Genomic DNA, 11,527 nt, shown 5'->3' with positions numbered 1-11,527 from the left:
TTGATATAATTCAGGTAACATTATATGACGATAGGTTTGATGACTCACTCTTCAGCCTATCTTTTTTTGCCACTTGCCTCAAACTCCCTTCTTCTCTAATTTTCAGTCTAGATTGTCGCCCCCACAGGTTCTAAGGTTGCATATCCATCTATTGACACGATGTCCGTCAATAACGAAGGCAAGTTTTCTTCAATGCGCTTACGCCCCCTTAGCTTAAATAAATACGGATTTTAAAGTAATTCTCAACACCTTTTGCGGGAACTATTTCAAACGAAAGTTGGGTAGTTCAATCGCTAAATATATAAGCCTTGTGACGGCAAAATTGAAAACTAGTTCGATTATGATCATTGCTCTAAACTACCTTGCTCTTATTTTTTTTGATTGAGTTTTGAAAAATGCCGTCACCGTTATAACATCTATAATTATCAAAGGTTTTAGCCATCGCTGCTACCTTAAAATTGATTGCAGTTTGAAATTTTTTTAGCAACAAACATACTACATTAGGGATAGAATAACCTTGACGCGAAAACATCAGTCATACGAGCGTCAATCCCACAGAATTAGCTGAAATTTTTAAATAAAGGCTTACCCGATTGGAGCTTTGTTTTGCGATTAGCCCACTGGGCAGCATCCTTCATCAACTGTGGATCTTGCTGTTTGAAAATCACCTCATTTGTCGTCAGATTCATCAAGCCGACTACTTCATCATCATCGTCGTAGCTGAGTAACGAGATAGCTTCAGTAAGAACCGTTCGCTCACCCTGACGCAGTTTTCGCCAACGCTCGTAAGAAATTGAGTTGAATACAGTCTCTACTTCAGTCTTAGCACTTTCAGCGTCAGTACGCTCGATAAAAGGACTGATAACATAACGCTGTCTCAAGATATAAGCAACTACTAGCCATTTGTCGGTCATCTTCGACTTTTCTATTTTGACTACTACCGCTTGATTAGTCGTCTTAGTTCCTTGTTGTTTTCTTCTTCTAGCTTCACCCATTGTTTGATAGTTTGCTCAACAGCACTTCTCTAATCGACTCATTTCAATTAACTCGTCTACCATTTCTAATGCTACCAAATTCGATTCTATTGCTGTGATCTTAAACTCAAAGGTAACTCCTTACCTGCCCACGCCGAACAGACTCGGAATTCTGTAGAGCAAAGCTGGGAACAGGACGCAATCAGACATTAATTGCAAATGACACGGGCGTTAACAGGGAATTCCTACGATGAAGTTAACTTAATAAACAGTCAGATTGTCTACCAAGACATTGCCATAATCGCTGCCATACCTTCAGCTCTTGCAGCAGCCACCGTATAAAAGATTTCCTCAAACTGGTGGATTCTACCCTCTTCGTCCACCACCAAAAATTGATAACATTTTCTGGGTGAAAAATAGACCATCAACAAATATCCATCAACTCCTACTACTTCTTCCATCATTATTTTTCTGTTTAGCTTTCAAGTATCGAGGAGCTTATGTTCTAGCCTGTTCTAGTTCTTTTATCAAAATATGATCTTCAATAGCGATGAAAAATTCGCTCCTTATTTCGGACATTTTTCTAAGCGGCTAATTTTAATCAACTCATCTACCATGTCTAGTGCTACCAAATCTGATTCTATTGCTCTAACGGTGAAAGGACTCGCCCATAACCAGTGAGCAGGACAGTCAGAAATGGTTACGTAATCGCCGACTGTGATGGCAGAGTGGTTATTCGTCACACCCTGCTCTGTCTGAGTTCGACTTCCTTTTTGCGCTCTATATGACGGCATTTTTAAAAACTTGTCTGATCTTGGTTTTTTCTTTTCAGCACCCTCTATTATCGTATTACACTCACTTTCGCATTCTACTTTATTTTGATTATTTGAAGACTTTTCATTTTTGCCGTCACACTCGTAACATTCATCATTGGCAATACTTTCATCCATCACTGTTACTATAACATCCGTCACCTTGTCCATTACCATCGTCCAAAACCTATTTATTACATTTGTGTTCTCTGACTGAGGATGAGCATTTATTACTATATGCGAAGCGGTATCCTTTAGGACTTTAGAGTTACCTGTAATTAATGGCGGTGAACTATTGCCGTGATCTCGAATCTTTAAACCCACAAAATATGACCCAAAGCGATCTCGTTCTCTCCTGATATCTAAACCCAACTGATTTTTGCCCAAGTCAGATAACAAAGTGACAAATCGACGTAGACTGACTGGACGAGTCCCGCTATTGTGACAATATTCAGCATAGTTAGGATAAAGCCATTTCTCGGTGTCTAAGTACCAACTTGGTGAATTACTATCTTTATCTCTTTTAGCTACTCCTACATTGGTTCTTGCTTCTTTTTCATAGACCACAAAGTTATCTAACCAGTCGGCAATGGGATTTGTCTCCACCAAGGTTCTTGCCTTCATTGCTAAAAGAGAAGGTACACTCACTTCATAGTTCTTCACAATTGAAGTGGCTAACTCCTCATCCATCGACAGCACCCAGTTAAGTAGTCCTGGTATATATGGGAGAAACTCACCGTACATCTGACCATTCTTATGTTCGATCAGGTTCTTCTGGCGATCGCCCTTTATTTGGTTGAACATGGGGACAGATATTCTTCTTCTGGCTAATCCCGATGTATAGTCACAACTTTGGATTACTTCATTAGTGCTGACAATTACTAAGGCATTCGGAGTAAACCCACCCTTGGATTGTTTGAATTTGACTTCATAGGGCAGAGTATCTTGACCTGTGAGGTTTTTGAGCTTGCCTACTTCTCCCGCATATCTTTCAGAATCGTTGATCAACACTAGCCTTTTTCCTGCAATCGAAGCAGTTTCAAACTTTTCTTTCTCTAGTTTTTTCAGGGTAGTAGTATGGACATTTTCTTGCCCAATTAGTGCAGTCGCTAATCTGGTGAGGGTTGATTTTCCCGTTCCTCCCGCACCCACTAGTTCTAAATATTTCTGCCAGTCAGTTCTACCCGTGACGATTCCCAGTAGATAAGCTCTCATTAATTGAACTAGATCGCGATCGCCTCTACACATTTCTAGTAGCCAATCTTGGATTGGTTCACAAGTGGCCAAAATATTGTAGTTATATGGCAAGCACCAAGTTAATCGGTTTTCAGGCGAATGGGGCAGCAGCTTCTTGGTTTTTAAGTCTAATACCCCGTTGAGTAATGGCAGCAATCCTGTAGACTCAGACCACTTTCTCACTGCTAAATCCATTTTCAATAATGCGATCGTACCATTGAGCATCGATACGCTGTAATTTGGTTTCTTTTTGTTTTTATTTGTTTGAGAAATGGCGAGGGCTAATTCTTCTACTTCTGACTTGATTAATTGCCCAATAAACTCAACAGGCTCTATACTCCAGATTCCCTCGGTAACAGAACTATATCGATACCATTCCTGTAAATCTGTATTCCAGGCTAACTTTCCTCTGTACCTCTCGGCTAACCAACAGGCTATATCTGATTGTGACCAGTTAGGTAAGTTGTCTAGTAATTCTTCTTCTTCTTGTTTTTGTTTCTCCTGCTCATTTCTCTGTAATGCTTTAGCGAGCGCTCTGTTTAATCTTTTAATTAATTCACCTGTACTAAGCTGAGGATGAGCTTCTACCCAGTTAGTGAGATCTCCTTTGATGGGCATATCCGCCCAAACATCCGTAGGTTTAAGAATTAAACATGGCAAGTTAACGAGTTGGCAAGCTGACAATACTAACTCGGCTTTTTTCTCTCCCGCTTTATCGCAGTCGGGAAAATAAACTAATCCTGCTACTCCGCCCTCAATAAGTTTTGTTAAGTCAAAGGAGATGTTTTTTGACTGCCAATTCGACCCCTGCCACGTAATCGCTGCGATCGCTTTAGCTCTGGCTGTCTCGACACAGCCCTCTCCCTCAACACCTAATACCCATTTTTCAGCACAATGTTTAACTGCTTCAGTTAGTTTATAGGCTCTCCAGTCTTTGCTGCCTTTACTCCATTGAATTAAGCCATTGGACTTGATATGCCCCAGTCTAATTGTCTTCTCTTTAATGTCTTCGCTATTTTGCCACTCAAATCTAGACACCCACTGCGTCTTGGAATACCAGTAACGGGTTTCGATAGCTGATGAGGGTACTCCCTGTTTGACTAGCCATTCGGGAATATTTTTCTTCTCTGGTTTTGGGGCATTAGTTGCAGGTGAATCAAGTCGAGCTAATTTTATTTGTCTGTCTGTGTACTTTCTTTGCTTCCCTTGCTTCTTCTGTTCTCCTGTTACTTCGCTCCAAGGACTTATCGCCTCCCTAATGTCTTTGACTTCACAAAGACACTTAAACGCTTGATATTTTCCGTTCTTTTTATTGACTTTAAACCCGCCATCACCACAAACTGGGCAAGTACAATGGTATTCATTTGCAGTTTCTTTGATTACATTTAGCCGTTCTAAATGATTTAAAATCTGGAATGGTGCTATATATCCAATCACATCGCACCTCCCAACTGGTTCGAGCGGTTTTCTTGATGTTGTTTGAAAGTCAAGGTGCAGTTTTGGACTCCACCATTTAGAATGTACATAATAACTTTCCCTCCTGGGAGATTTTTGAACTAAAGCGATCGCTAACTTTTCGACGGAGAGCGATCGCTTTTAAATGAAATTTTTCAAAACAATTGTCGATCCTAACTTTGTTGAGTTAGATAACTGGAGTTAAAGTGGCTGGAAACAATTGATCTGCTTCCCAAGAAAATAGATCTTTTTCTTTCACTGTTTTGTTCAATTTTGTATTTTGAGTTAACTTATTTTGCTTATGCTTCGCGTTTTCTTGAACGATAGCTTTTGATTGATTTTCATAAATTAGTAAATCTCCTGGTTGACATTGGAGTGCTTGACAAAATCTACTTAAAGTTTTGAACGTTAAGGATTTAGCTTCTCCCTGTTCAATTTTTTGAATATTTTGAGGAGACATATTCGTCAATCTAGCTAATTCATTTTGAGAAAGACCTTTGGATTTTCTAACCTCCTGCAACAATACTTTCACTGACATAAATTTGAATTCAACTTTTTAATTATACGTAGTACTACCAATAGTTGTCTACTTAAAAGTAGTATTACTTTTGGTTATAGATGACTAACAGTGGTATCACCAATATTAATAGATATTTTGTCTGAAATACTTGACTACCTCTATTAGGAGTACTACTATTAATAGTAGCTAAAGACAACGCAAAAAGAAGAGCAGGTACTTTGGACGGTCACCGCTCTCCTCAATAACCACCAATTAAGAGGTCAATTCTCATCATGACATATTTAGCCGAAAAACCAACAGTACAAACATCCGAACGAAAGTTAATCACCATCGAGTTCGTACCCCCGCAAGACCCCAATGAAACCGAATATAGTTACGAACAACCTTTATTCGTTTTCGGTGATCAAGTTACCAAACAACATAATTCATCTACTCCATTTACTGTCTGCGGAATGGAGCTTGTCGAATTTAAAACCCCTTCAGGACGACTGCTCAATCAACCTTACTGGAAATACAAAGTAAATAACGGACAAGAACAGATTTGGTTAAATGAATCGGCTTTAGTTCGTTATTCTCCCACCTGCTTCCAATGTACTCATTTCCAAGACTATCAAGAATCTAATGGACGTGCTTGGTGCAACCTCTTCGCTGTGGCAGCACGTAAACATCATCTACGGACTAATGATTGTGACCTACATTCCGACTCAGATCCAATCGATGCTCCTCACGCTAGTTTTGCGATTGAAAGCTTAGTAAAAATCATCGACCCCCAAGAACATCACACCGAATGGGCTACTTTCACCGTCATTGCCCGTAAATATAATACCGAACTACATCGCAGCACTGAATCCTATCTCAATGAATCTGAGTGGTCTTATCAATTAGCTGCCTTGCCCTACGCTGTTGAATCTTTCTGGGTTGCTGAGAATGATATTTGTGCCTTTGATCAGTCTCATCTGATCTCCACTGAAGAGATCTTTTAGTCGATTGAGCGGGCGATCGCCGTTCAAGAGCGATCGCCATAATACCTCTACAATCTTTACTCAGCAATAATCATGCCTCTACCAGAACACAATACTGACCAACGGTCACCCTCAAGTCTCGCGTCCTCCTTTGCAAGGCGGGGAACGGGTGACAGCATTAAATGTAAATGCGGCAACTGTCATGAAGAGCAACTATATTTCAATTGCCCTGGGTGTCAACAGACTGTTGGTTACTGCTTCGGCGGTTCAGATGAATACACTGCCTATTGCAATGATTGTTGGTATCAGTTGACTCATCATCTAGTTACTGTGTTGCTTACCTCCCTCACTTTCTATGAAAAACCGAATCCTTAAGTCTCGCTTATCTGCTGCTGGTTTTATTCTGCTCCCAAAACGAGGTAAAGGCAGCCATACCGTCTGGCGACACCCTGTTTATCCCATCGCCATCACTCAGTCTGGCAAAGATAACCGTGATGCCAAACCCTATCAGGTTAAAACTCTTAAGCTCGTTCTTCAGCAAATTTCTGAAAATTAATCATGCCCCCAACATTTCTACTTTCTGTCGAGATCAGAACCATCGAGCCTCAATCAGATCACCATCAGGCTGATTCGACCTTGACCATCTTTTGCGACAAACACAACTGCTGCATTGCCACAGGTCTTGAGCAAATCAAAGCAGCTATCATCGGCACAATTCCCCATTTAGGGACTAACTCCCGTCACCCTTTGCTTTTCAGTGTGCAGATCAAACCTGGTAATGGGATCGATGCTTTACTTGACTCCATCGAGCATCGACAAGCTTTACTCCCTGGGCGCAGACTTCGCCAAACTCGAATCAATTAATCATCTAAATAGTACAATTGTATTAATATATTTCTCTAAATTACTATGACCATGCACAATCACGATTTCGGTTTTAACACTGAGGAATTTTTATTACCCTCAACTCCTTACGCTCAGTTCATTAATGCTTCAGATAAAAAGTTCGGCATTGGCATTACTTCAACCAATGCCGAACTAGCCAAGTTTGAATTGATTGATACATGGCAGCCTGTAGAGCATGAGTTTCGCGACGGTACTCAAGAAACTCTTCTCTTGACCAAATCCCCCAGACTCTTAATTCTCAATCGTTCTCAAGCCATGATGAGCAATGAGACTGAGACTATTCCTTTTGATAAACAGAAACATGATGCTGAGGGCTACAAGGCATTCAGCTATGTCGTGGTCTGGTTTTTAGATGATAACAACAAGCCCCTCTCTCAATTACCTTTTCGGCTTAAATGTAGTGGCTACAGTGGTTTGACTTTTCTTCAGAATTATTCTTACTACAATGTTACCGATTGTTTCTGTAAACAGTTTCTGGCAACTTATAAATCTCTTACTGGCGATCGCGCTATTGATAAAAATGAACTGTTTTATAGTCACGGGGTCTATCACCCCACCTTTGTTAGGAAGCTCGTAACTTCTAGTGTCAATGGTCAGAAATCTTCGGCTGTGATCACTGACGGCTTTGTCGAGCCTACTCCAGATAATTTTGCCGACTTGATTATTAAAAATGGTGGTCAAGTCAGCAACCAAATTAAACAACTTATTCAAACTACTAAGTCTTGGCTCAAATCTGATTCTGATCCTCAACAATTTGCCATTTCTAATGCCAATGGTATTTGATAGGTGATCGCTATGTTTGACAATTAACGTTCCCAGTCAGGAAATATTAAACTAGAGAAAAGGAATTTAGTGGAAGTCCTCTAAAAATCATGCTTGCCAACAATATTTCGACCAATACTCAAACCCTACCTTTGTTACTCAATGTTAGTAACACTGTCCTTCATGTTACTCCCGAAGAATTTGATTCTCTCTGCTTAGATAACCCCGATTTACGACTCGAACTCACTAAAGACCATGAATTAATTGTTATGTCTCCTACTGGCGGTGAAAGTGGCGAAAGAAACTCAGAATTAACATTTCAGGTTGCAGCATGGAATAAAAAACAAAAACTAGGTAAAGCATTTGATTCTTCGACTGGCTATGACTTTACAAATTTTGATGGCGGTAAAATGTCCCCCGATGTCTCTTGGATTGAAAAATCTCGTCTCGATGGAATTGATATTTCAGGTTTTATTCCCGTCGTTCCTGATTTTGTCATTGAGCTTCGTTCCCAAAGCGATCGCCTCGGTATTCTACAGTCTAAGATGCTTGAGTATCAACGATTGGGTGTAAAGTTGGGGCTGCTCATTAACCCTAAAGATAAACAAGTTGAAGTTTACCGACTCGATCGGGAGACAGAAATCTTCGATTCTCCCACTGCGATCGATTGCCAGCCCCTCATGGCTGGTTTTAACCTTGATTTAACTGAGATTCTTTAGCTACAGCTGAACTTAATGATCTAGACCCAGCCTAAAAGAAGGGAGCGCTGGAAACCTGGAAAATTTAATTATGCAAGAGATTTATTTAGATACAAACCCGTAATTAAGTAGTATATTTGTAGACATTTGTTTCCAGAAATATCTTTGATTTTGCTGTTCAAGGGTTAACCAATCCTGGTCGTTTGATAGCCAATAATACGGGAATATACTTACGGCGAATTTTAACTAATTTTTGTAGTATGCTCTTACTAAATGCTGCTTTTCCCTCCGAGCGATCGCTCTCGTTTGAAGCTTATAATAATATAAGCTTAATTTGGTATACGAAAAGCATTTACCGACGAATATAACTAAGCACAATTATTTATGACTCGCAAAAAAAAAACGAAATTGCCCCTTCTGTTTGCACTTTACCTCCAGGTAGGATGGGACTACCATTTTTAGGGGAGGCTGTTAGTCTCATGTCCGATCCAGAAGGTTTTTCCCAACAAAGACACTATAAACATGGTGCAATATTCAAAACTCGCGTTTTCGGTCAGTCCATAATCTATGTAAGTGGAGACGAAGCATGTCATTTTGTTTTGGATAATGAAAATGAATATTTTCAAAATAAAATGCTACCAAACATTGAAGCTCTTTTAGGCGCATCTTCTTTAACAGTCCAAACAGGTCAAATACATCAAGACAGACGCAAACTTTTAAGAAAAGTGTTTTCTCCCGTATATCTGGAGGAGCAAATTACAATTATCAAAGAAATTACAGAAGCTTATTTTATTCGATGGGCAAAACTTGAAAATTTTGCCTGGTATCCCGAACTACGTAAATATACTTTTGATATAGCTTGTAAGCTTTTAATTGGATTAGATCGTGCTTCTGAAACTGAACTTTGCAACTTATACGAAACCTGGAGTCAAGGGCTTTTCTCTTTTTCATTTCCTCTTCCTTGGACTAAGTTGGGTCGAGCTTTGAAAAGCCGCCAGCAAATCTTAATGTATATTGAAGAAATTGTGAACAATCGTCAGCTTGATAATAATCTAAATAAAGATGCTTTAAGTTTATTGTTGCAAGCCCATGATGAAAACGGACATTCGTTGTCAATTAATGAAATAAAAGACCAAGTTCTTAATCTGCTATCTGCTGGACATGGTACTTTGGCTTCATCTCTATCTTCATTTTGCTTGCTTTCAGCACAATACCCAAATATTTTACAGTCTTGCCGAATAGAGCAAAAGAAATTACTTAACACCTCAAATTCTATTTCAATGGAAACTTTAAGACAAATGGGGTATTTGGAATCAATACTGAAAGAAGTGCTAAGGTTTATCCCACCCGTAGGCGGTGGATTTCGTACAGTGATCGAAGAGTGTAGGTTTGACGATTATCTTTTTCCTAAAGGCTGGCAGGTTATTTATGAAATAAATCGTACCCACAAAGATCCTATATTATTCAACTCACCTAATGTCTTCGAGCCAAAGCGCTTTGACCTAAACAACAGTGCTAATTCTAAAGCATATTTTCCATTCGGAGGAGGAAAAAGACAATGTCTAGGAGAAAATTTAGCTAGATTAGAAATGAAGATGTTTGCTGCAATGTTAATCAACAACTGTGAGTGGAATTTGATAGACGGACAAAATCTACAAATACAGCAATTTCCTTTTCCTCATCCTTCTGACAATTTAAAAGTTTATTTTCGTCATTCACCAAAAGATGTATAAGATATTAGCTCAATGTTCTTTAATAGCTTTTTCCCTTAGTTATACCTTAATTAGTCAAGCACAAATAACCCCTGATGATACATTGGGTGCGGAAAACTCAGAAGTAAATTCAATTGATGAATTGCGCGATCGCATTGAAGGAGGAGCGGTTAGAGGCGACAACTTATTTCACAGCTTTGAAGAATTCAACGTAGGTGAGGGTGCTATTGTTAATTTTGACAATCCCGCAGGAATAGCAAATATCTTTTCTCGCGTTACTGGAGGGAATATTTCGGAAATTTTCGGCTCATTGGGAATAGAGGGTGCAGCCAATCTATTTTTGATGAATCCTAACGGAATTGTTTTTGGCGAAAATTCAGCAATTAATGTTAATGGCTCTTTTTTAGCGACAACTGCTGAAAATATTGAATTTAACAACGGCGATGTCTTTAGTGCGAGTTCGCCTAATATTCCCACATTGACAATTGATTTTCCGATTGGATTAGGGTTTGGCAGTAATTCAGGAGAAATTAAAGTTCAAGGTTCTGGACATGAACTAAGATTAGCTGATACATCAAGTATTTCTGATGCTTTTAATGCACCAATAATTGATTCACAAAAAATTCAGTCAGGATTCAATATATCATCCGAAAAAACTTTGTCTTTAATCGGAAATAAGGTTACATTAGACGGTGGAATTTTAGCGAATCCTTCTGGAGAGATCGAAATTAGTAGCATTGAATCTGGAATAGTTGGAATCAACCTTTCATCTCAGAAATTAACATTCGACTATTTGAGAACGACTGGTTTTCAAGATATTGTAATAAGCAATAATTCTTTAATAAGTACGAGTGGCTTTCCAGGAGGAAATATTAATATCACAGGAAAGAATTTATTTCTTTCAAATAAATCCTTGGTTTTGAACTCAAACTTTGATGGGAAGCCTTCTGGAAATATAAATGTAGATATAAGTGGCTCGATTAACTTAGTAGGAATAACTTCTCCATCGAGTTTTACAGAAAGCACGGGAGCAAGAAAGCCAAGCGTCTTTAGACCTTGGATGAATTGCGACACGGGGGCTTTAGCCCCAGTTAAACTTTCCCTTGAGCAGCTATATATTTCTCAATTGTACTACTAGAAACATTGCCAGCAGTAGAGACAAAATAGCTCCTAGTCCACATACTAGGCATCTTTTTTAAATGCGGAAACTCTTTCCTCAATATATAAGATGAATAGCCTTTGATACGGTGCATGATTTGTTTTGGTGCAATGCCAGGAGAACAGTTGAGAAAAAGATGGATATGCTCAGGTTCTACGGCAAGACTAATGATTTTGCAGTCTAATTCGTTAGCTTTTTCGTAGATCAACTCAGTGACTCTAGTTTTAACAGCACCAACTAACACTTTTCTTCTACGACGAGGTATCCAGATAAAGTGGTAATTAATTAAAGATACAGTAGTATTTGTTCGTCTATAGGATTGACTCATAGA

Annotated in this window: 13 protein-coding genes; 8 read left to right on the top strand and 5 right to left on the bottom strand. The window is 39.1% G+C overall.

The window, feature by feature from the left end; genetic code table 11:
* Nucleotides 1-560: 560 nt before the first annotated feature.
* The 4 genes from KME09_01185 to KME09_01170 all read right to left on the bottom strand — a co-directional run bounded on the left by KME09_01185 (nt 561) and on the right by KME09_01170 (nt 5,015).
* Nucleotides 561-995, bottom strand: a complete 435-nt coding sequence (locus KME09_01185) for a hypothetical protein (GenBank protein MBW4532529.1) — start codon at nt 993-995, stop codon at nt 561-563.
* Between the two features lie 260 nt (nt 996-1,255).
* Nucleotides 1,256-1,438, bottom strand: a complete 183-nt coding sequence (locus tag KME09_01180; GenBank protein MBW4532528.1) for a hypothetical protein — start codon at nt 1,436-1,438, stop codon at nt 1,256-1,258.
* Nucleotides 1,439-1,540: 102 nt separating this feature from the next.
* Nucleotides 1,541-4,459 (bottom strand): hypothetical protein, encoded by a 2,919-nt coding sequence (locus KME09_01175; protein ID MBW4532527.1) that lies wholly within the window; start codon nt 4,457-4,459, stop codon nt 1,541-1,543.
* A gap of 205 nt (nt 4,460-4,664) precedes the next feature.
* Entirely contained in the window at nt 4,665-5,015 is a 351-nt protein-coding gene (locus KME09_01170) for a helix-turn-helix transcriptional regulator (protein MBW4532526.1), read from the bottom strand.
* Between the two features lie 254 nt (nt 5,016-5,269).
* Here KME09_01170 and KME09_01165 point away from each other — a divergent pair, with 254 nt between their 5' ends.
* From KME09_01165 to KME09_01130, 8 genes are all read left to right on the top strand, one after another.
* Nucleotides 5,270-5,980: a hypothetical protein gene (locus KME09_01165; protein MBW4532525.1), complete on the top strand. Its 711-nt coding sequence runs from the start codon at nt 5,270-5,272 to the stop codon at nt 5,978-5,980.
* Nucleotides 5,981-6,052: 72 nt separating this feature from the next.
* Nucleotides 6,053-6,334 (top strand): hypothetical protein, encoded by a 282-nt coding sequence (locus KME09_01160; GenBank protein MBW4532524.1) that lies wholly within the window; start codon nt 6,053-6,055, stop codon nt 6,332-6,334.
* Complete coding sequence (locus KME09_01155) at nt 6,315-6,515, top strand: type II toxin-antitoxin system HicA family toxin (GenBank protein ID MBW4532523.1); 201 nt, start codon at nt 6,315-6,317, stop codon at nt 6,513-6,515. The genes KME09_01160 and KME09_01155 overlap by 20 nt, the downstream gene beginning before the upstream one ends.
* A 2-nt stretch (nt 6,516-6,517) precedes the next feature.
* Nucleotides 6,518-6,823 (top strand): hypothetical protein, encoded by a 306-nt coding sequence (locus KME09_01150; protein MBW4532522.1) that lies wholly within the window; start codon nt 6,518-6,520, stop codon nt 6,821-6,823.
* A 45-nt stretch (nt 6,824-6,868) separates the two neighbouring features.
* Nucleotides 6,869-7,648 carry a hypothetical protein gene (locus tag KME09_01145; GenBank protein MBW4532521.1) on the top strand — a complete coding sequence of 260 codons (780 nt, stop codon included), beginning with the start codon at nt 6,869-6,871 and terminating at the stop codon, nt 7,646-7,648.
* Nucleotides 7,649-7,737: 89 nt separating this feature from the next.
* Nucleotides 7,738-8,346 (top strand): Uma2 family endonuclease, encoded by a 609-nt coding sequence (locus KME09_01140; GenBank protein MBW4532520.1) that lies wholly within the window; start codon nt 7,738-7,740, stop codon nt 8,344-8,346.
* A 422-nt stretch (nt 8,347-8,768) separates the two neighbouring features.
* Nucleotides 8,769-10,058, top strand: a complete 1,290-nt coding sequence (locus KME09_01135) for a cytochrome P450 (GenBank protein ID MBW4532519.1) — start codon at nt 8,769-8,771, stop codon at nt 10,056-10,058.
* Nucleotides 10,051-11,175, top strand: a complete 1,125-nt coding sequence (locus tag KME09_01130) for a filamentous hemagglutinin N-terminal domain-containing protein (protein ID MBW4532518.1) — start codon at nt 10,051-10,053, stop codon at nt 11,173-11,175. Before KME09_01135 ends, KME09_01130 begins: the two co-directional genes overlap by 8 nt.
* Here the strand turns inward: KME09_01130 and tnpA are convergent.
* Entirely contained in the window at nt 11,129-11,524 is a 396-nt protein-coding gene (gene tnpA / locus KME09_01125) for an IS200/IS605 family transposase (protein MBW4532517.1), read from the bottom strand. The two genes, KME09_01130 and tnpA, sit on opposite strands and share 47 nt — an antisense overlap.
* Between the last annotated feature and the right edge of the window lie 3 nt (nt 11,525-11,527).

The sequence above is a fragment of the Pleurocapsa minor HA4230-MV1 genome (assembly GCA_019359095.1).
GTDB classification, from domain to species: Bacteria; Cyanobacteriota; Cyanobacteriia; order Cyanobacteriales; family Xenococcaceae; genus Waterburya; species Waterburya minor.
The sequence above is the reverse complement of the archived record's forward strand: the minus strand, read 5'-3'. Positions and strand labels throughout refer to the sequence as shown.